The following is a 19,730-nucleotide window of genomic DNA, read 5'->3' on the forward strand; positions in this document are numbered from 1 at the left end:
CAAAATCTGGAAAAAAGAGCCCGAACGGTTCAGACTCGACCCGGTCCATCAAATGCCGGGACTAAACACCTAGGGTCCATGCCGGGACATCAACTGGAGAATGTCGCGGTCCAAGCTGCTGGCGCACGCTGACCGGCCATCCCAACCGACTCAGCCTATTTTCATCCATTTCGCCAGCCGGTGCGCCGCTTCCTCGACCTGGTCGAGGCGGCGGTGGAAGCATAGGCGCAGGAACGCTTCCCCGCCGGGACCGAAAGCCGTGCCAGGCGCCAGGCCGACATTGGCCTTGTCGACAATTTCGAAAGCCGCACTGCGCGAATCCGTGATGCCGTCGACCGTGAAGAACAGGTAGAAAGCGCCTTGCGGCACGGTAAACCGGGCTCGGCCGGTAACGCCGAGGATGCCGCAGACCAGATCGCGCGCCTTCCTCGCCCGCTCGACCTGTTCGGCAACGAAATCATCGCCCTCGTCGAGCGCGGCGATCGCGCCGCGCTGCATGAACTGGGCAACGCCCGAGTTCGAATACTGGATCAGGTTCTCGAACACTTGCTGCAGGCTCGGATGCGTCTTGATCCAGCCGACGCGCCAGCCGGTCATCGCCCAATTCTTGGAGAAGGAATTGACGAACAGGATGCGGTCCTCCGCCGTCGCGATGTCGAGGAAGGACGGCGCGCGGCCGTGGCCGTAGTGGAACAGTGAATAGATCTCGTCGGCGATGATCCACACGTTCTTCGCACGGGCAAGATCGAGGATCGCCTGCAAGGTCTCGTGATCGGCGGTCCAGCCGGTCGGGTTCGACGGCGTGTTGATGAAAAGCGCCTTGGTGCGCGGCGTGATCGCCGCTGCCACCTTCTCGACGTCGCAGGACCAGCCATTGCCGGAATGATCGAGCGTGACCGGCACCGGAACGGCGCCCGATATCGCTGCGGCGGCGTCGAAATTCGGCCAGGCCGGCGACAGATAGATCACCTCGTCGCCGGCGCCGGCGAGTGCCGCGAGCGCCAGCTGGATGGCATGCATGCCGGAGCCGGTGACGATGAATTGCTCCTCCGGGAACGTCTTGGCGAAATGCCTGGTGTAGTAGCGGGCAAGCGCTTGCCTGAGATCGGGAATGCCCCTCTGCCAGGTGTAGAATGTCTCGCCGCCGGCCAGTGCCTTCGACGCGGCATCGGTGATGAAGGCCGGCGTCGGCAGGTCGCCCTCACCGGCCCAAAGCGGAATCAGGCCGTCGCGCAGCCGGCCGTAGTTGACGACGGCGACAATACCGCTTTCCGGCGCCGCACGGGCTTCGGCGCGCAAGGTCTCGATCAGGCTCATAACAGGTCCGCTTTCTCTCCGGGTTTGCCGCTCTTTACCAGATGCGAAAACAGAAAACCCCGGCCGCGAGCGACCGGGGTTTTGGTCCAGAACGAACTGACCCGTTTATCGCCTGGCGAGCAGGTCTCGGATTTCGATCAGAAGCTGCACATCGGCGGGTGGAGGCGCTGCCGCGGGCGCGGGCTTCTCGGCCTCAAGCCGCCTGCGCAGATTGTTCACCGCCTTGACCATCAGGAAGATGATGAAGGCGAGGATGATGAAGTTCAGCACCACCGTAATGAAGCTGCCATACGCAAAAACGGCGCCTTGCTTTTTGGCGTCCGCCAGTGAGGTGGCGTTGACGGCCGAGGAAAGCCCGATGAAATAGTTGTTGAAGTCCAGTCCGCCGAAAATCGCTCCGACGATCGGCATGATGATGTCGTTGACGAGAGAATCGACGATCTTGCCAAAGGCCGCGCCGATGATGACGCCGACGGCCAAGTCCATCACGTTACCCTTGGAGATGAATTCCTGGAATTCTTTCAGCATGCGACCCTCCTTGTCATGACCGGCCGCGCTGCCGCCTCACCAATGTCTTTCGGCCCCGGCCCGAGCTCACAATAACAAAAACCCCCGGTTGCAAAACCGGAAAAAGGGTGAAAGCACCGCTTTGTTTTTGCCCAACGTCATCAGACACCGATGCGCCGAAAGCCGCGATGGACTCGGCTTCCAAGCTGTGGTTGCGTGCAGGAGGGCCGGGCGTCAAACCGGCCAGGGAGGAATTGCGAGCCGTGCAGGGCTTGTTCATCGTCATCATCGCGATCGCCTATGTGACGCTGCTGTTTGCCATCGCCAGCTTGGGCGACCGACGCTCGGCCATCTCCGGGCCGGGGCGGGCGCGGCCTTTCATCTACGCGCTCAGCCTCGCCATCTACTGCACATCCTGGACCTTCTTCGGCTCGGTCGGCCTCTCCTCCGAGCGCGGCCTCGAATTCCTCGGCATCTATACCGGGCCGGTGCTGGTGTTCGTGTTCGGCTTCCCGTTGCTCAACCGCATCGTGCGGCTGGCCAAGACCGAGAAGATCACCTCGATCGCCGACTTCCTCGGCGCGCGCTACGGCAAGAGTTTTGCCGTTGCTGCGATCGCCACGCTGATCGCCACCATAGGCGCGGTGCCGTACATCGCCCTGCAGCTGAAGGCGATCTCCGGCACGGTCAGCCTGATGGTCGAGCATTATACGGGCTCGCCGCCCTCCTTCGATCCGTTCGTCAGCGACATCTCGCTGGTCGTCGCCATGCTCCTGGCGCTTTTTGCGGTGCTGTTCGGCACCCGCCATGCCGACGCCACGGAACACCAGGACGGGCTGGTGCTGGCGGTGGCGGTCGAAACCGTGGTCAAGCTCGCCGCCTTCCTGGCGATCGGCTTCATGGTCACCTTCCTGATCTTCGGCGGCCCGGGCGACATGTTCGCAAAGCTCGCTGAGAACGCACATGTCCGCCAGGCCATGGGCTACAACACCTCGCTCGCCACCTGGCTGGTGCTGACGGGGCTGAGCGGCTTCGCCATCATTCTGTTGCCGCGGCAGTTCTACGTGACCATCGTCGAGAACCGCGGCGAGGCCGAACTGCGCACCGCGACCTGGGTGTTTCCGCTCTACTTGGTGGCGATCAACCTGTTCGTGCTGCCGATCGCCTTCGCCGGCCTGTCGCTGGTCGGCGCCGGCACCAGCAGCGATCTCTACGTGCTGTCGCTGCCCCTGTTCATGGGCCATGACGTGCTCGCCATGGCGGCCTTTATCGGCGGGCTGTCGGCGGCAACCGCCATGGTAATCGTCGAAAGCGTGGCGCTGTCGATCATGATCTCCAACGACCTCGTCATTCCGCTGTTCGTGCGCCGCCTGCTCAAGAGCTCGACCTCGGAGAACGAAGACTGGTCGACGCTGATCCTCAACGTGCGGCGCGGAGCGATCTTCATCCTCCTGTTCATCGCCTTCCTCTACTACCGCGAGAGCACCAACAGCGCGCGCCTGTCGTCGATCGGCCTGATGTCGTTCGCGGCCATCGCGCAATTCGCGCCGGCGTTGATCGGCGGGCTGATCTGGCGCGGCGCCAATGGCCGGGGCGCGGCGCTCGGCATGGTCGCCGGCATCCTCGTCTGGGGTTATACGCTGCTTTTGCCTTCGTTCGCCGCGCCCGATGCCGACATCATCATGCATGGGTTGTTCGGCTTCGATGCGCTGCGGCCACAGGCCCTGTTCGGCACCATCGCTGAGCCGCTGAACCATGGAGTCTTGTGGAGCCTGTCGATCAACGCGCTGTTCTTCGTGCTCGGCTCGCTGTCACGGGCGTCGGTGCCGCTGGAGCGCATCCAGGCCTCCATCTTCGTGCCGCGCGACGCCGGCCCGATGCCCAGCCTGCGCCGCTTCCGCACCGCCATAACCGTCAACGACCTCAAGGACACGATCGGGCGCTATCTCGGCGTCGAGCGCACCGAGCGCTCCTTCCAGTCGTTCGAGAAGAACACCGGCACCTCGCTGCACGGCAAGGAGCAAGCGAGCATGGACGTCATCCGCTTTTCGGAGCAGCTTTTGGCCAGCGCCGTCGGCTCCTCCTCGGCGCGGCTGATCCTGTCGCTGCTCTTCCGCCGCCACGATCGCGAATCCCGCGATGCCTTCCGCCTGCTCGACGACGCGACCGAAGCGCTGCAGCACAATCGCGACCTGTTGCAGATCGCGCTCGATCAGATGGAACAAGGCATCACCGTCTTCGACCGGGATTTCCGGCTCATCTGCTGGAACCGCCAGTACCGGGCGCTGTTCGACCTGCCCGACGAGATGGGGCAGGTCGGCGTCTCGCTCGACCAGATCCTGCGCCATTTGGCCGAGCGCGGCGACATTCCCGCCGACCAGCGTGTGACGATGCTCAACCGGCTGACCAGTTTCGTCAGCCCCTGGCAGATGGAGCTGAAGACCAGCGGCCGCATCCTGGAGCTGCGGTCCAACCCGATGCCGGATGGCGGCATCGTCGCCACCTATGCCGACATTTCCGGACGCGTCGAGCAAGACCTGGCGCTGAAGCGCGCCAATGAATCGCTGGAACAGCGGGTGAAGACCCGCACCATCGAACTGACCCGCGTCAATGAGGAACTCGCGCAGGCGCAGATGCTGGCCGAAGAGGCCAATCTCGGCAAGACGCGCTTCCTCGCCGCCGCCGGCCACGACATCCTGCAGCCCTTGAACGCCGCCCGGCTCTATTGTTCATCGCTGATCGAGAAGGCCGGCAAGGGGCCGGCCGGCAAGGCGGCGGTCAACATCGAATCCTCGCTGGAATCGGTCGAGACTATTTTGGGTGCCGTGCTCGACATCTCGCGTCTCGACGCCGGCGCGATGAAGCCGGATGACACCGCCTTCAGCCTCGATGGATTGCTGCGCCAGATCGGCAATGATTTTCGGCCAATGGCGGCCGAGAAAAAGCTCGGGCTGACGATCATGCCGTCGTCTCTGACGGTGATGACCGATCGCAACCTGTTGCGCCGCCTGATCCAGAATCTCGTCTCCAATGCGATAAAGTACACGCGCCACGGCCGCATCCTAGTCGGCGTGCGGCGGCGCGGCGAGCTGGCCGAGATCCAGGTGATCGACACCGGCATCGGCATCGCCGGCGACAAGCTGAACACTGTCTTCCGTGAGTTCACGCGGTTGGACGAAGGGGCGCGCGAAGCGGAAGGCCTTGGCCTCGGCCTCTCCATCGTCGACCGCATCGCACGGGTGCTCAGGCTCGAAATCCGCATTTTCTCCAACCCGGGCAAAGGCACGCGTTTTTCCGTCATCCTGCCGGTGGCGGCTGTGGCGGCGCCGAGGCGGGAGACCGAGAAAGCACCAGCGCGCATTGCGTCCTCGCTTGCCGGGCTCGCAGTGCTTTGCATCGACAACGACGCGCGTATCCTCGACGGCATGCGGTTGCTTCTCGAAGGCTGGGGGTGCAGCGTCGATACCGCCTCCGGGTCAGGGGATCTCCTGCGGCCTGGCGCGCGCAGGCCCGACATCGTGCTTGCCGATTATCATCTGGACGCTGCGACCGGGCTCGACGCGATCAGGACCCTGCGCGCGGCTTACGGCCAGGATCTGGCGTGCGTGCTGGTCACCGCCGACCGTTCCAACGAGGTGCGCGCCGCGGCAAGCGAGCTCGACGTGCCGGTGATCAACAAGCCTCTGAAGCCGGCGGTGCTGCGCTCGATGATGGCCAGGGTCAGGCCGCTGGCGCCGGCTGCCGAATAAGGCATCGTGTCTCTTGATGCGACGACAAGAGCGGATCAGCCGCTCGCCTGCAGCGGGTCGCTGCCGATCTTGGACAGGAGGATCACCGCCTGGGTGCGGCTGTCGACACCGAGCTTCTGCAGGATGGCCGAGACATGCGCCTTGATGGTGGCCTCGGAGACGCCGAGTTCGTAGGCGATCTGCTTGTTGAGCAGGCCTTCCGCCAGCATCCCAAGCACGCGTGTCTGCTGCGGCGTCAGCGCCTGCAGCCGCTTGATCAGGTCCGATATTTCGGGATCGCGCTCGACGCCGAGATCGACGCCAACCGGCGCGGCGATGTCGCCGGCAAGCACCGTCTGCACAGCGCCGCGGATCTCCTCCATGCTGGCCGACTTGGAGATGAAACCGGACGCGCCAAGATCGAGCGCGCGCCTGATGGTCGCCGGATCGTCATGCGCCGACACCACCACCAACGGTACCCCTGGATGCACGCCGCGCAGCGAAATCAGGCCGGAGAGGCCGCTGGCGCCGGGCATCGAAAGGTCGAGCAGCACCAGATCGACATCTTCATTGGCCACGACCAGCGCCTTGGCGCTTTCGAAATCGCCAGCCTCGTGGATGGCGGCGACATTGCCGATGCCGGCAAGCGCCTCGCGCAGCGCACCGCGAAACAGCGGGTGATCGTCGGCGATGACGAACGTGTAGCCTGACGGCAAATATTCCTCCCCGAATCCCATCGATCATTTCAAGGCTTTTCGGGATCAGTCGGACGATTATGAGGGGCCGCGCGCCGTTTTCAAGCGGCAAAACCAGCGCGCCGCACTTTCTCTTGCCTTTGGCGCTCAGGTCTTCTGCGAGTTGGGCTGGACGCCGTCGCCGCTGTCCTTGTCCATATCCTTGACGATACCCATGAAGCCCTTCAGGAAGCGCTCCATGTAGCTCATCGTCTTGTTGAAATCTTCCTCGCTGGGCAATTTCGATTCGAGACGGACGGAGAGCGAATTCTCCAGCTTGGTGACGCGCTCGTCCATTGACTTCATCGATGTTTGCAGGCGGTCGACCTCGTCCTGGAAAGCGGCGCGTTCGTCGGCCGCCATCTTGCAGACGAGCTGGCCGGAGCGCTCCTCGCAGAGCGACATCGCACCGGTCTGCGTATCCATGCGGACATAGCCGTTGTCAGACTTCTCCAGCCGGTAGCGGTCGGTTTCTTCCGAATAAGCTGAGGCCGCGACCAGTGAAGCGAGCGCGGCGGGGATCAAGATGTGCTGCAGACGCATGTTGTCCTCCATGGCCAAAGCCTGAAATATCGCATGTTTGCGCCGGAAATGGGGAAGACCCCTTGGCGTGGTCTTCCCCGCATGACTGGTTCAGACTATAGCGCAACCATGTCACAGATTATCTACAAGATAACTCCGGAAGCGCCCTGGCGCGAGGCCGAAGCCAATGGCCGCTTCACCGGAGCGCCGATCGACATCGCGGACGGCTTCATCCACTTTTCGACGGCAGCGCAAGCCAGGGAAACGGCGGCCAAGCATTTCTCGGGCCAGACCGACCTTCTGCTGGTCGCCATCGACGGCTCCAGCCTGGGCGACGCCTTGAAATACGAGGTGTCGCGCGGCGGCGCCCTGTTTCCGCATCTCTATGGCGTGCTGGAACTGAGCGCCGTGCTGTGGGTCAAGCCGCTGCCGCTTGGTGCCGACGGCACCCACCAGTTCCCGGCGCTGGAGGAGCAATGAGCGTGCTCGACCGGTTTGGCCAGAAGCTGCTGTTCACCTTCGATCCGGAAACCGCGCATGGCCTGTCGATCGCGGCGCTGCGCTGCGGCCTGCCGGTCGCCGGGCGGCCGATACAAGACGAGCGGCTGAAGGTCGGGCTTTGCGGTCTCGATTTCCCGAACCCGCTCGGTATGGCCGCCGGCTACGACAAGAACGCCGAGGTGCCCGACGCGCTGCTTGGGCTCGGCTTCGGCTTCGCCGAGGTCGGCACGGTCACGCCTTTGCCGCAGGCCGGCAACCCGAAGCCGCGCATCTTCCGGCTGACGGCGGATGAAGCCGTGATCAATCGGCTGGGCTTCAACAATGAAGGCCATGCGGCGGCCGAGAAGCGCCTTGCCGCGCGCAAGGGGCGCCCTGGCATCGTCGGCGTCAACATCGGCGCCAACAAGGACAGTAGCGACCGTATCGGCGATTATGAGCGCGGCGTTTCCCGCTTCGCTGCCTATGCCAGCTATCTCACGGTCAACATCTCGTCGCCGAACACGCCGGGCCTGCGCAACATGCAGGCGCGCGAGCAACTGGGCGAGTTGCTGTCCCGGGTCATGGCCGCGCGTGCCGCGGCATCCGCGCAGCCACCCGTTTTCCTGAAAATCGCGCCGGATCTGATCGAGGCCGAACTGGAGGATATCGCCGCCGAAGTCGCCGGGAATCGGGTCGACGGCGTCATCGTCTCCAACACCACCATTTCGCGGCCGCCGCTGCGCAGCCGCGACACTGCACGCGAGACTGGTGGGCTTTCGGGCAGGCCATTGTTCGATCGATCGACCATCGCGCTGGCAAAAATGCGCAAATTGCTCGGGCCGGACATGGCCATTATCGGCGTTGGCGGCATCGATTCCGCCGATACGGCACTGGAAAAAATCCGCGCAGGGGCCGATCTCGTCCAGCTCTACACCGGCATGATCTATGCCGGACCGGCGCTGCCGGGCCGGATCGTCGCCGGGATGGCGCGATTTGCCGAGACCGAGCGGCTGAAGTCCATTCGCGACTTGCGCGACAGCCATCTCGATCAATGGGCATCGAAGCCGCTCAGCTGAAGGCCGTCCGCACCCGTAGCCGCAGAATTGTCAGCAGGCTGAAGCCGCGCGCCAGCAGAAACACGTGCAATGCCGCCCAAAGGCCGTGATTGCCGAAGGCAGGCGCCAGCGTGAGCAGCGCGACGGCAAAAACGAGGAACGACAGCAGCATCATATTGCGCATGTCGCGTGACCAGGTCGCGCCAATGAAAACGCCGTCCATCTGGAACGCCAGCACACCGCTCAGAGCGGTGAACGCCGCCCAGGGCAGATAGATGTCGGCCACGGCGCGGACCTCCTGCGACGTCGTGACGATGGCGACCAGCTTGGTGCCGGCCAGGAGCAGCACCAGCGTCGCGGCACCGGCCAACCCAAGGCCCCAGAGCAAGGTCAGCCGCACCGCCTGCCGGAAGGGCCGTTCGGCACGCGCGCCGACGGCTCGGCCGGCGAGCTGTTCGGCGGCGGTGGCGAAGCCGTCGAGGAAATAGCCGGCGACGAGGAAGAAATTCATCAGGACCGCATTGGCGGCGAGCGTCACCGTGCCAAACTGCGCGCCCTGGCGGGTGAACAGCGCAAAAGCCGCAAGCAGAGAGAAGGAGCGGATCATGATGTCGCGGTTGAGCGACAGCATGCGCAGGAAGGCGGCCATGTCGAGCAGCCGATGGCGTGGCAGGGGCGGCGTCGCGCGGAAGCGCCTGACAACGATGACAAGACCCAGCAGCATGGCCAGGAATTCGCCGGTGACGGTCGCCCAGGCGACGCCGGCGACACCCCAGCCAAGCTCTAGGCCGAGCAGGAAGCAGAGTATGATGTTGATGCCGTTCAGCACCAGTTGCAGCACCAGCCCCAGCCTGCCCTCGCCGCGCCCCAGGACATAGCCGAGGATGGCGTAGTTGATCAGCGAGAAGGGGGCGGCGAGGAGCCTGATCCTGATGTAGATGCCCATCGCCTCGCTGACGCGCGGCCCGGCATCCATGAACCGCTGACCGCCGACGGCGAGCACTGGCGAAAGTGCCGCCAGCACGATACCGGCGACGACCGCGATGAGAACGGCGCGCCAGAACACCGCCTGCTCCTCGAGCGCATCGCCACGCCCGAACGCCTGGGCGACGAGGCCGGTGGTGCCCGAGCGCAGGAAGTTGAAGGAGGTGAAGACGACGTCGAAGACCAGCGCGCCCGCCGCAAGGCCGCCGAGCAAGGCGGCGTCGCCGAACTGGCCGACCACGGCCGTGTCGACCAGGCCGAGCATTGGCGTCGTCAGGTAGGCAAGCGTCATCGGCACCGCGATGGCGAGCACGGAACGGTTGGTGACGACAAAATATCTGGCGTCGGCCGGGGTTGCACCCTTGTCCAAGGGATCGCTGCCTTGCTGATTGCTGCTTGATCGGAGAGCCGATGTGCCCCATTTTCCGGCCACCGCGCAATCATTCTTCACGCGACGGCCAACCGAAATCCCGCTCTGGCGCGAAGCCGCCGGTTCCCGTTCATGCCCCTGCAGATCGTCCACCACCCCGACTATGACGCCGGCTTTCCCGTCAATCATCGCTTTCCGATGAGCAAGTATCCCTTGCTGATGGAGGTCTTGCGGACCCGCGGCCTGGCCGGACCCAACGCGCTCAACACTGCGGAACCCGCGCCAGCGTCATGGCTGAAGCTTGCTCACGCGGCGGATTATGTCGATCAGGTCATCACCTGCTCTGTCCCGGAGAAGATCGAGCGCGAGATCGGCTTTCCGGTCGGCCCGCGCGTTTCGCTGCGCGCACAGCTTGCCACGGGCGGCACAGCACTTGCGGCGCGGCTTGCCTTGCGCCACGGCATTGCCTGCAACACCGCCGGCGGCAGCCATCACGCACGGCGCGCGCAGGGCGCCGGCTTCTGCACCTTCAACGACGTCGCGGTCGCTTCGCTGATGCTGCTCGCAGAGGGTGCGGCACACAACATATTGGTCGTCGATCTCGACGTGCATCAAGGCGACGGCACGGCGGATATTCTGAGCGACGAGCCGCGCGTGTTCACCTTTTCCATGCATGGTGAGCGCAACTACCCCGCGCGCAAGATCGCTTCCGACCTCGACATCGCACTGCCCGACGGCACGGGCGATGCCGCCTATCTTGAAAGGCTGGCCACGATCCTGCCGGAGCTGTCGGCCAGAGCGCACTGGGACATCGTTTTCTACAACGCCGGCGTCGACGTCCATGCCGAGGACCGGCTTGGCCGGCTGGCACTTTCCAATGACGGACTTCGCGCCCGCGACGAGACCGTCATCAGTCATTTCCGCGCGCGCCGCATTCCGGTCTGCGGTGTCATCGGTGGCGGCTATTCCACGGATGTGCCGGCACTTGCCGCCCGCCACGCCATCCTGTTCGAAGTCGCGTCGGGCTACGCCTGATCAGGAAAGCTACTTCCGGTAGTTGGCGATCCTGAGCAGGACGAAGGCCGGCACGACGATCGCGGCGCCGAGCATGATGTAGCCAAGGAAACGGTCCATGGCGTGGAAACCCAGATTCCACAGATCGATGAAGAACTTCTGGATGCCGTAGAAGACATCCATCGGCGACCAGCCGAAGGCATTCATGATCAGTCCGACGAGGAACGACACCACCAGCAGCTTCAGGATCACCCTGAGCGGCGAATCGCCAAGAATGCGTGTCAGTGCGGACAAGGCCGTCTCCCGGTTGAGATGCCCGGACTCATGGGCACGGCCCAGAGATACGTGCTTGGCGGCCATCCATCAAGCCAACGCGATCCGTACGCGGGAAACCTGCCGCGGGAAGCCGTCACCGATCGAGCATCCGAGCGGCGAACGAGCCGGAACGGCGCGGCCCTTCATCCGGATGATCGAGACTCACGATTCCGAGGCTCCGCATTTCTTAAACATAGGCAAACAAGGTCATTTTAATTTATTGAAAATAAAGCGCAAAATCGTCATTTTCGAATGTCGCGCAATGTGCGTGCAATTTTCACCTGCGAGATATCAGGCGTCTTTCAGGTGATGGACCGCGCGGCGCCCTGCCCCCTACAACAGCCGGCGAAAGCCGGTCCCCAGAACCGCACGACCATCCCTGAAAGACGCCAATCGGAGCATGGCCGCCCCAACGGTCAGGCTCCCGGGAATTAACCTGCGTATCGATTTGTCGGATGCGCGTCTGTGTTGGAGTAATGCAGTGTCCTCTCGAGCAAAGATCGTCCTGACGGCGGGAACCCTCGCCTTGTGCCTTCTCGGGCCGGCGATGGCCGCCGACCTCTCGCCAACCTACAACGATCCACCCGCCTTCCAGTGGAGCGGCGCCTATGTCGGTGTCCATGGCGGTACGGCGTTCACCAAGATGCCCAATCCGTTCGCCGACCGAAACGGCTTCAGCGGCGGCGTTCAGGCCGGCTACAACCAGCAGATGGGCCCCGCCGTTCTCGGCGCCGAGATCGAAGGCTCTTATCTCGGCGGTGCCGAACACAACGTCCAGGGCGGCAAGATCAAGGAGAAATGGCGTGGTGCGGCCAAGGCCAAGGCCGGCCTGAGCTTCGACCAGACGCTGCTGTTCGGAACCGGAGGCGTTGCGCTGACCAAATTCGACAAGGCTGACAATCTGAGCAGCAGCGACGGATGGAAGGTCGGCTATCTCGTCGGCGCCGGTATCGAGCAGGGCTTCGCCGGCGGCCTGTCGGCCAAGGTCGAGTACGACTATGTCCGCACTCCCGGCGTCGAGACGACATCGGCCCTTGGTGCGGCCAAGACCACGATCGGCAGTCATGAGTTGAAGGCCGGCATCAATTATCGGTTCTAGGAGGGTGCACATCGGATCGCGCGAAGCCCGCCGGGCGTCGCGCGATCGCGTGTTTCGATATGCGCCCGAGCCTTTGGACGACGGCTTTTCCGCAATAGACCCCGATCCGGCACTTCGCTGCAATGTCGATGTAATCTTCGCGATCTAGGTCCCGCGCGTGAAATTCACGATGGGAATCTGTTATGTCCATGCATGGAGCCGGCTACTTCCTACGAGCCCTGAAGATAGTGTCCATCGCAATCGCGCTCGCGGGCTGCGCCTCCGACATCATGAAGAACTATGTCGGGCAACCGGTCGAATCGGTCATTCTGGACTATGGTCCGCCAATAGCGGTCGTCGACCTCGGCCAGGGCGAGCGCGCCTATCAATGGCGCAAGGTGTCGACGAACGCGGTTTCCGGGACATCGAGCGGCGAGGTTCGCCACACAAAACACGGAACCGTCTATGAAGAGACCGAAACGCCCGGCTATATCGAGCGCCAGGAATGCTTCTACACATTCTACGCACGCGCTTCGAGCGGCCGCTGGTTCGTCACCAATTTCCGCCAGCCAAAGCTGGAATGCGAATGAATTGCCGCGGCGGATCCCGACCGGCCGTGGGTGAAGGAGAATACGTATGCGCGTCCTGCTGATCGAGGACGAACCGGAAATGGCCTCCGTGCTGAAGACCGCTCTCGAGCGTCTGGATATCATCGTCGACCATGCCGCGACATTGGCCGACGGCGAGGCGGTGGCTCGTCTTGGCTATCACGATGCGGTGGTGCTGGACCGCCGGCTGCCGGATGGCGACGGTCTCGGCCTGATCCCGCGTCTGCGTGCCTTGCACCTGGACGTGCCGGTGATCGCGCTGACGGCGATGAGCGGGCTGGACGACCGCGTCGCCGGGCTCGATGCCGGTGCCGACGATTACATGGTCAAGCCCTTCGCCACGGTGGAACTCGTTGCGCGGCTCCATGCGCTGCACCGGCGCTCGTTCACTTCGCGCGCCAACCAGACGATGGTCGGCCGCCTCATCTATGATTTCCGCCATCGCGAGGCGCTGGTCGAGGATCAGGCCCTGGATCTGCCGCGGCGCGAAAGGCTGGTGCTTGAAACCCTCATTCGCCGGCCGGGCCGAACCATCATGCGCGGCGCGCTCGAAGAGGCCGTCTACGCCCTGGACGACGAGATCGGCTCCAATGCGCTGGACGCGCATATTTCCCGGCTGCGCCGCAAGCTCGACGATGTCGCCGCCGGCATCGAGATCCGGGCGATCCGCAATCTCGGCTATCTCTTGCGGGCGGCCTCGTGAAGAAGGCGCGCGCGCGTTCGCTGCAATGGATCCTGGTCCGCCGGCTGATCCTGCTGCAGGCAGCGACGCTGCTTATCTTCATCGTGCTTTGCGCGGCAGCACTGTGGATCGCCAATCCGCGCCTGCTGATCGACAACGAGGCTGCCGTCGCGGCCGTCAAGGATGCCGTCGACCGGGACAAGAACGGCAGGCTGATCGTGCGTGAAACGGAAGAACTCACAGCGTTTCGCGAGAGTTTTCCAAATGTCTGGTACATCGTTCGCGGCGGCAGCGGCGAAAGCGTCCGCTCCGGCACCATACCGGACGTCTACACCCAGAACTTGGGCGATCTGCTTGGCGAGGCCGACCACGCCACGATCGGATTCTCCGACAAGGACATGCAGCCGGAAGCCTATTTGGAAAACGCTTCGACCAAGGCCGGCACGGTGCAGATCGTCGCCGCGACGCAGTCGTCGCGCCAGCAGACAGACGGCCTCGAAATCAACATCTCGGCCACCGTCGAAGTCGCGCGCAATCCGGATGGCAGCAGGAATTGGGAGCGCGCCCTGCCGGCGCTCGCGGTCGTCATCGCAATCCTGCTGTTGCCCGTCATCCTCGTCATGGGCGCGACGACACTGGTGACGACGCCGACCGTCGTGCGCCGCTCCTTTGCCGGCCTTGTCGACACCGTGCGCCAGGCCGCGCGCATCGATATCGGCACCCGGGCCATGCAACTTCCGGTCAAGCAGGTGCCGCAGGAGATCGCGCCGCTGGTGAACGCCTTCAACGAGGCTTTGGCCCGGCTCGCGCAGGGCTATGACCGGCACAACCGTTTCCTGACCGACGCCGCGCACGAATTGCGCACGCCGATCGCCATCCTGCGCACACGCGCCGAATTGCTGAAGCAGGAACCACAAAGCGTGCGCCTGCTGCATGACATCGAGCGCTTGTCGCACCTTGCTCAGCAACTGCTCGATCATCAATCGCTGGACCGCCCGTCCGACCAGCGCCAGATCGTCGATCTCGACGATCTCGTCAGCCGGGTCGCCGCCGATTTCGCCCCGCTCGCCATCGAGGCCGGCTATGACCTCGCCTTCGAGCCGTCGCCGAACAAGGCGCACGTCGAGGTCAACGTGCTGCAGATCGAGCGGGCGCTCGCCAACCTGGTGCGCAACGCCATCGAGCATGGCGGCGGTCGAGGCACGATCACGATAGCCATCGACGGGACCGGAGGCATCGAAGTGCGCGACGAGGGCCCGGGCATTCCCGACGAAGAACGCGAGAATGTCTTCGAGCCTTTTTATCGCTTGCAGCCGCAGTCGCGTGGGGCGGGGCTGGGACTGAACCTCGCCCGGCAGATCGCGCTGCTGCATGATGGAACGATCCGGATCCTGACGGGCTCATGGCGCGGCGCCCGCATCCGCATGGAGTTACCCGTCCGTTCGTAATGGCAGCCACGGACGGCGCAAGACGCGCAGTGTCGGTGGCCCATGTCGGGCTTATCTGTTTTCTAACCAATTGCCGTTATTGCCATTGCCATAGCGGGAGCCAGGCTTTGGTGGGAACGGGAAAAATCGGCGCGCGCCGCCCAGTCATGCTGTCGGTCGTCGTGCCATGTTACAACGAGCGCGACGGCGTGGCCGAGCTTCACCGGCGCGTCAGCGCCGTGTGTCTTGAGCATAGCCCTTCCTACGAGATCGTCCTTGTCATCGACGGGGCGACCGACGGCACCCGCGAGGCCATTTTCGAACTGGCCGAAAAGGACGACCATGTGGTTGCCATCGACCTGGCCCGCAACTACGGCCACCAGATCGCGCTCAGCGCGGGGCTTGAGTTCTGCCGCGGCCAGCGCATCCTCATTCTCGACGCCGACCTCCAGGATCCGCCTGAACTGCTCGGCGCGATGATGGCGAAGATGGATGAAGGCTTCGACGTCGTCTACGGCCAAAGGGTGAAGCGCGACGGCGAAAGCTGGTTCAAACTGGCTTCCGCCTCCATGTTCTATCGCCTGCTTGGTCGGATGGTCGATGTCGACATCGCACCGGACTCCGGCGACTTCCGGCTGATGAGCCGGCGTGCGCTCGACCATCTGAACGCGATGCCCGAACGTTACAGGTTCATTCGCGGCATGGTGAGTTGGATCGGGCTGAGGCAGGTCGCCTTCCCCTACGAACGGCACCGGCGCTTTGCCGGCACCACCCACTATCCGCTCAAGAAGATGGTTCTTCTGGCGGTCGACGCGATGACCAGCTTTTCGATCCTGCCTTTGCGGTTTGCCTCGCTGCTGGGGATGATGTTCGGCCTGCTCGGCCTCGTCGTGCTTGGCTATACGCTGCTGGAATGGTCCGTCGGCAATGTGCTGCCCGGCTGGACGAGCCTTGCCGCGATCATGCTGATCCTGGGCAGCGTCCAGCTCCTGGTGCTCGGCATCTTCGGCGAGTATCTCGGCCGCATGTACATGGAGACGAAGCGGCGGCCGCTCTACTTCGTCAACGAAATCGTTTCGCGCGACCAGCCGGCCAAGAACAGCGAACTGCCCGTCCACCGCCTGCAGGAGATGGCGAAACGAGCCGCGCGCGGCTGAGGCGAAGGTTCACCGGATGCAACGGGAACGGCATGGGCAGGATGCGGTCGGCTCTTCCGTCTGATCTCTCGCGGATGCTGCGCTTCGGCGCCGTCGGGCTTCTCAACACCGCGCTTGGATATACGCTCATCCTGACCGCGTTGGCGCTGGGGCTCGGCGACATCGTCTCCAATGCCACAGGTTATGCCGCGGGCCTCACCCTTGGCTTCTTCCTCAATCGTCGATGGACGTTCGGACGCGCCGGCGGTTTTCGCTCCGGCGCGGTCGTTCGGTACGCGATCACCTTCATTGTCGCCTATGGCGCCAATCTGGGAATCGTGATCGCTGCCATGTCCGCCGGTATCATCGAAAACCCGTTCGTCCATCTGGCAGGAAACTGCGTCTACTCGGTCATCTTCTATCTGGGCTCGGCCCGTTTCGTCTTCGTCGCCGATGATCCAGACGCCTTGGCCGGAACGAATGCGAGATGGACCGGAACCGCGACATGAACCGGGCCGCCACAATCATCACGGCCACTCCGTCGCTCGGGGACGAGCAACGCATCAGGCTGGTATTCTGTCTTCTCTGCGCCTGTGTCGTGGCCTATGTGCTGGCGGACTTTGCCGGCGCGATCCTGCAGGATCCCGATAATTGGTGGCACGTGAAGGTCGGCCTGGACTTCCTGGCGAGCCTGACGTTTCCGGCCGTCGACCCCTATTCCTATACTTTTGCAGGCCAGCCCTGGATCGCCAAGGAATGGCTGGGGCAGGTTCTTCTGGCCCTTGCCTACAGCGCGGGCGGTTGGAACGGCGTCGTCACACTGATCATCGCCACGGTCGGCCTGACTGTCTTCCTGATGGGATGGTTCCTCAGCGCATGGCTGAAGCCGATACTGGCGGTAGCGCTGGCCTTCGTCGCGGCCTTCCTGATCGCCCCGATCTACACGGCACGCCCACACGTCTTCACCTTGCCGATCATCGTCGTCTGGACGGCAATGCTGTTTCGTGCCGCGCAGGAAGAGCGAGCCCCGCCCCTGTGGTTGCTCGTGCTTGTCGTGTTGTGGGCTAACCTGCATGCCACGTTCACCCTGAGCTTCGTCATCGCCGCCTTTGCCGGGCTCGATCTCCTGGCACGCTCGGGCCTGTCGAAACCCGCCCTGCTGGCGAAATGGGCGGCTTTCGGCCTGCTCTGCCCGTTGGTCAGCCTGATGCATCCCTATGGCGTGAAGGCCATCCTGGCCACACTCACCGTGGCCTATGGCAACGAGGCGGTACCACTCATCCTGGAATGGCGGCCGTTCAACGCCCAAGAACAGCTCTTCCAGGAAGCGGTAATGCTGTTGGCGTTTTTCGGACTTCTGGTATCGAGGTTCCGGATCGGCTGGGCCAGGGCGCTGTTCATTATCTTCACCCTGCACGTCTATCTCGCCCATCTGCGATTTGTATATTTGCCCTTCCTGTTAATTCCGTTGGTAATCGCGGCCGAGATCGCACGGCAATATCCTGCGCTCTCGGCCACCACATGGCTGACGGAAAAGCGTGATGGGCTGGAGAAGATCTTCGCCGGCCGGTTCTATGCAATCTGCGGCGCGATGGCTGTCCTGGCGGTCGGCATCGTCTCGGTTCTCGGCAGCACATACCAGGTCGCGCCAAGCCCGACGACAGCGGCGAACGGCGCCCTCGCATTCGCCAGGGATCATCGCCTGTCGGGTAACGTATTGAATTCGTACAATTTCGGCGGCACGCTGATCTTCCACGGCATCAAGACCTACATTGACGGCAGGACGGACCAGCTGTTCCTCAACGGGTTCACGAAAACCGACGAGGCGACGGGGCACAGCGACGGAAAACCACTGCTCGAGACCCAGCTGAAGAAATACGCCATCGGCTGGGCGCTCCTCACAGCCGACGACACCCGCATCCCCTTCTTCGCGGAGTTGGGCTGGAAGCGCGCCTATGCGGACGACTATGCCGTGATCTACCTGCCTCCCGGCGCCTGATTTTACCGCGCCCGCGCGAACCTGTCCGGCGCGACGCTCGCCATTTCGAAATACCGGCCAAGCTTTGCCGCCAGCAACAAGGTCGCGAAGATAAAATAGGAATCGCAGGCCAGCGCCGACGAAACATGGGAGCATGCGTTTTGACGGCAGCTTTGCGATTGCCCGAAGGCCGAACCTCATGGTAACGAGGGCACGCGCGGGTATGATGTAATGGTAGCTTGTCAGCTTCCCAAGCTGAACGCGCGGGTTCGATTCCCGCTACCCGCTCCACCTTGCGCACAAAGATTTGAGCCTCTTGTCTGTCCGTGATCGAGGTGGCGGTTTTACAGGTAGTTTTACAGCCTATGTTCTCGATCTGGCCTCATTGAGCCTGCGGATCTTCTCCTTGAGCGCAGCGCATGGCCAATGTAGCGACGAATGATCCGCTCAACGGTGTTCTCCTCCCATGCCATGATCTCGGCGATCTCGCGCGCGGTGAGACCGGCAAGGTAGAACTTTGTCGCGGCAGTGCCGCGCAAATCGTGGAAGTGCAGATTGCCGCCTTTCGGCCAGGCCTCCTCCTTGGCCCTGTCGAACGCGTTGGTGAGACTGCCCGGCGCCCAAGGCTCTTTCTTGCTGTGCGTCAGGATGACGGGAGTGCGCTTCGGTATGCGCGCGAGCACGTCACGCAATGCCTGGTAAAGCGGGATGATCGCCTCGCGGCGGCGGCCGCTCTTGCCGGCGGGGAATCACAATCGCATCCTCGCCGATGTGGGACCAGGACAGGCGCAGGAGATCCCCAGCGCGCAGGTCGGTATGGGCAGCCAGGTCGACGGCGTGCGCAATCTCGACCGAGCAGGTCTTCTTCAGATGCGCAATGTCGCCATCCGTCCAGATGATCTCGGAGCGATCATTGTCCGAATGGTTGTAAATCTGCTTGATCCCTTCGCATGGGTTGGAAGCGATCTTACCCAGCGGATCGACAGCGTAGGAGAGCAAGCGGGACAATACCTGCATGCCATAGTCCGCCGTCCGCGGCTTCTCGGCATATTTGGCTCGCCATTGCCGAATGATCGGCCTGATCCTCTCAGGCCGATCGAACTGCGCGATCCGCAACTCGCCGAAATGGTCGGCGATGCGGTCTAGCCAGGGTCCGTGATTTGTATGAGCATTTTGCGAGGATCCATGAGGACGACAATCCGCAGTTTGCGGGGCGCCTCCTCGAGTCCGCCTCCCACTGGCCTCATATCGATGATTGCCCTCATATGCCGTTCGAACGTGATGGGAGCGGCAATATCCTCCCTGAATTCGATGACTGGGACGAACTGACCGACGAGGAAAAGCTCGTTCGCGGCAATGGGCTTGCCGCCATTGCGATCCTGGATCGATTGAGGTTCGATCTTGAAACGATGGACGACAAGTCGGCCGATGCTGACCGCATCACGTCGATCCGTCGCCTGCTTGCAGACCTGGCATTGGGATAGGGTGCTCCGGGAAGCCCGCCTCAAAGCGGGCTTCCTGCTCAAGGCATCAGATCCTTCACGGCGCGGTGAACCTGCTCACACGCTTGGCCAAACCGGCGTCGGCGGCCGGATCGTCGCGGAGCCCAACTAGGGTCGGCAGGCTTGCACTATCGCCAATGCCGTTGCGCGCGTTGAAGCTTCGACGCACTTTAGCCGTACTGTCGTCTTCTTCGGGCCGCAAGCGGAACGGCAGCTTCTAGAGCAGAATCTGATCACTCTGGCTCGTAACCTGCGGCGCTGAAGTAGTTTGTGCATTGCTCGGCGGTGAAGCG

The 19,730-nt window shown here is 63.3% G+C and carries 18 protein-coding genes, 1 tRNA gene and 1 pseudogene; 13 read left to right on the forward strand and 7 right to left on the reverse strand.

Features of this window, described 5'->3' with window-relative positions; genetic code table 11:
- Positions 1–150: 150 nt before the first annotated feature.
- Together FJ934_RS26060 and mscL are read right to left on the reverse strand one after the other, a co-directional pair.
- The gene (locus tag FJ934_RS26060) at positions 151–1,317 is read right to left on the reverse strand and encodes a pyridoxal phosphate-dependent aminotransferase (protein ID WP_140613287.1); all 1,167 of its coding nucleotides are present in this window, start codon (positions 1,315–1,317) and stop codon (positions 151–153) included.
- 105 nt (positions 1,318–1,422) lie between these two features.
- Positions 1,423–1,845, reverse strand: coding sequence for a large conductance mechanosensitive channel protein MscL (gene mscL, locus FJ934_RS26065; protein ID WP_140613288.1), 423 nt, complete (start codon positions 1,843–1,845; stop codon positions 1,423–1,425).
- A gap of 242 nt (positions 1,846–2,087) precedes the next feature.
- Here mscL and FJ934_RS26070 point away from each other — a divergent pair, with 242 nt between their 5' ends.
- Positions 2,088–5,573 (forward strand): PAS domain-containing hybrid sensor histidine kinase/response regulator, encoded by a 3,486-nt coding sequence (locus FJ934_RS26070; protein WP_181165776.1) that lies wholly within the window; start codon positions 2,088–2,090, stop codon positions 5,571–5,573.
- A gap of 35 nt (positions 5,574–5,608) precedes the next feature.
- Here FJ934_RS26070 and FJ934_RS26075 read toward each other — a convergent pair whose 3' ends face one another.
- Positions 5,609–6,268, reverse strand: a complete 660-nt coding sequence (locus FJ934_RS26075; protein WP_140613302.1) for a response regulator transcription factor — start codon at positions 6,266–6,268, stop codon at positions 5,609–5,611.
- Positions 6,269–6,394: 126 nt separating this feature from the next.
- Positions 6,395–6,829, reverse strand: coding sequence for a hypothetical protein (locus FJ934_RS26080; RefSeq protein ID WP_140613290.1), 435 nt, complete (start codon positions 6,827–6,829; stop codon positions 6,395–6,397).
- Between the two features lie 108 nt (positions 6,830–6,937).
- Between FJ934_RS26080 and FJ934_RS26085 the strand changes: the two genes are divergently transcribed.
- Positions 6,938–7,288, forward strand: coding sequence for a DUF952 domain-containing protein (locus FJ934_RS26085; protein WP_140613291.1), 351 nt, complete (start codon positions 6,938–6,940; stop codon positions 7,286–7,288).
- Positions 7,285–8,364, forward strand: coding sequence for a quinone-dependent dihydroorotate dehydrogenase (locus tag FJ934_RS26090; RefSeq protein WP_140613292.1), 1,080 nt, complete (start codon positions 7,285–7,287; stop codon positions 8,362–8,364). The genes FJ934_RS26085 and FJ934_RS26090 overlap by 4 nt, the downstream gene beginning before the upstream one ends.
- Here the strand turns inward: FJ934_RS26090 and FJ934_RS26095 are convergent.
- The gene (locus tag FJ934_RS26095; RefSeq protein ID WP_140613293.1) at positions 8,357–9,697 is read right to left on the reverse strand and encodes an MATE family efflux transporter; all 1,341 of its coding nucleotides are present in this window, start codon (positions 9,695–9,697) and stop codon (positions 8,357–8,359) included. The two genes, FJ934_RS26090 and FJ934_RS26095, sit on opposite strands and share 8 nt — an antisense overlap.
- 132 nt (positions 9,698–9,829) lie before the next feature.
- Here FJ934_RS26095 and FJ934_RS26100 point away from each other — a divergent pair, with 132 nt between their 5' ends.
- The gene (locus FJ934_RS26100) at positions 9,830–10,732 is read left to right on the forward strand and encodes a histone deacetylase (RefSeq protein WP_140613294.1); all 903 of its coding nucleotides are present in this window, start codon (positions 9,830–9,832) and stop codon (positions 10,730–10,732) included.
- Between the two features lie 9 nt (positions 10,733–10,741).
- On the opposite strand, the gene FJ934_RS26105 is transcribed toward FJ934_RS26100, so the two are convergent.
- Positions 10,742–11,005, reverse strand: a complete 264-nt coding sequence (locus FJ934_RS26105; protein WP_140613295.1) for a DUF6460 domain-containing protein — start codon at positions 11,003–11,005, stop codon at positions 10,742–10,744.
- A 502-nt stretch (positions 11,006–11,507) separates the two neighbouring features.
- On the opposite strand from FJ934_RS26105, the gene FJ934_RS26110 reads away from it, so the two are divergent.
- From FJ934_RS26110 to FJ934_RS26145, 8 genes are all read left to right on the forward strand, one after another.
- Entirely contained in the window at positions 11,508–12,125 is a 618-nt protein-coding gene (locus tag FJ934_RS26110; protein ID WP_140613296.1) for an outer membrane protein, read from the forward strand.
- 182 nt (positions 12,126–12,307) lie between these two features.
- On the forward strand, positions 12,308–12,694 hold the full coding sequence (locus FJ934_RS26115) for a hypothetical protein (RefSeq protein WP_140613297.1): 387 nt from the start codon (positions 12,308–12,310) through the stop codon (positions 12,692–12,694).
- Positions 12,695–12,740: 46 nt separating this feature from the next.
- On the forward strand, positions 12,741–13,415 hold the full coding sequence (locus FJ934_RS26120; RefSeq protein WP_140613298.1) for a response regulator transcription factor: 675 nt from the start codon (positions 12,741–12,743) through the stop codon (positions 13,413–13,415).
- A complete protein-coding gene (locus tag FJ934_RS26125; protein ID WP_140613299.1) occupies positions 13,412–14,842 on the forward strand; it encodes a HAMP domain-containing sensor histidine kinase in 1,431 nt (476 codons plus the stop codon). Before FJ934_RS26120 ends, FJ934_RS26125 begins: the two co-directional genes overlap by 4 nt.
- A 110-nt stretch (positions 14,843–14,952) precedes the next feature.
- The gene (locus FJ934_RS26130) at positions 14,953–15,978 is read left to right on the forward strand and encodes a glycosyltransferase family 2 protein (RefSeq protein WP_210241978.1); all 1,026 of its coding nucleotides are present in this window, start codon (positions 14,953–14,955) and stop codon (positions 15,976–15,978) included.
- Between the two features lie 32 nt (positions 15,979–16,010).
- On the forward strand, positions 16,011–16,466 hold the full coding sequence (locus FJ934_RS26135; protein WP_140613300.1) for a GtrA family protein: 456 nt from the start codon (positions 16,011–16,013) through the stop codon (positions 16,464–16,466).
- The gene (locus FJ934_RS26140) at positions 16,463–17,956 is read left to right on the forward strand and encodes a hypothetical protein (protein ID WP_140613301.1); all 1,494 of its coding nucleotides are present in this window, start codon (positions 16,463–16,465) and stop codon (positions 17,954–17,956) included. Before FJ934_RS26135 ends, FJ934_RS26140 begins: the two co-directional genes overlap by 4 nt.
- Positions 17,957–18,152: 196 nt before the next feature.
- Positions 18,153–18,226 (forward strand) — tRNA-Gly (locus FJ934_RS26145).
- 72 nt (positions 18,227–18,298) lie between these two features.
- Here the strand turns inward: FJ934_RS26145 and FJ934_RS28805 are convergent.
- A pseudogene (locus FJ934_RS28805) lies at positions 18,299–19,084 on the reverse strand (tyrosine-type recombinase/integrase); the annotation flags it as partial.
- 11 nt (positions 19,085–19,095) lie between these two features.
- Here FJ934_RS28805 and FJ934_RS28600 point away from each other — a divergent pair.
- On the forward strand, positions 19,096–19,419 hold the full coding sequence (locus FJ934_RS28600; RefSeq protein WP_226890484.1) for a hypothetical protein: 324 nt from the start codon (positions 19,096–19,098) through the stop codon (positions 19,417–19,419).
- The last annotated feature ends 311 nt before the right edge of the window (positions 19,420–19,730 follow it).

This window comes from Mesorhizobium sp. B2-4-12 (assembly GCF_006441575.1).
In the GTDB taxonomy this organism is placed as follows: domain Bacteria; phylum Pseudomonadota; class Alphaproteobacteria; order Rhizobiales; family Rhizobiaceae; genus Mesorhizobium.

Bases quoted from the DNA above. Each gene is read 5' to 3' on its own strand.
- FJ934_RS26115 (WP_140613297.1), top strand. From the start codon at position 12,308: ATGTCCATGCATGGAGCCGGCTACTTCCTACGAGCCCTGAAGATAGTG.
- FJ934_RS26080 (WP_140613290.1), bottom strand. From the start codon at position 6,829: ATGCGTCTGCAGCACATCTTGATCCCCGCCGCGCTCGCTTCACTGGTC.
- FJ934_RS26140 (WP_140613301.1), top strand. From the start codon at position 16,463: ATGAACCGGGCCGCCACAATCATCACGGCCACTCCGTCGCTCGGGGAC.
- FJ934_RS26135 (WP_140613300.1), top strand. From the start codon at position 16,011: ATGGGCAGGATGCGGTCGGCTCTTCCGTCTGATCTCTCGCGGATGCTG.
- FJ934_RS26090 (WP_140613292.1), top strand. From the start codon at position 7,285: ATGAGCGTGCTCGACCGGTTTGGCCAGAAGCTGCTGTTCACCTTCGAT.
- FJ934_RS26085 (WP_140613291.1), top strand. From the start codon at position 6,938: ATGTCACAGATTATCTACAAGATAACTCCGGAAGCGCCCTGGCGCGAG.
- mscL (WP_140613288.1), bottom strand. From the start codon at position 1,845: ATGCTGAAAGAATTCCAGGAATTCATCTCCAAGGGTAACGTGATGGAC.
- FJ934_RS26060 (WP_140613287.1), bottom strand. From the start codon at position 1,317: ATGAGCCTGATCGAGACCTTGCGCGCCGAAGCCCGTGCGGCGCCGGAA.
- FJ934_RS26120 (WP_140613298.1), top strand. From the start codon at position 12,741: ATGCGCGTCCTGCTGATCGAGGACGAACCGGAAATGGCCTCCGTGCTG.
- FJ934_RS26100 (WP_140613294.1), top strand. From the start codon at position 9,830: ATGCCCCTGCAGATCGTCCACCACCCCGACTATGACGCCGGCTTTCCC.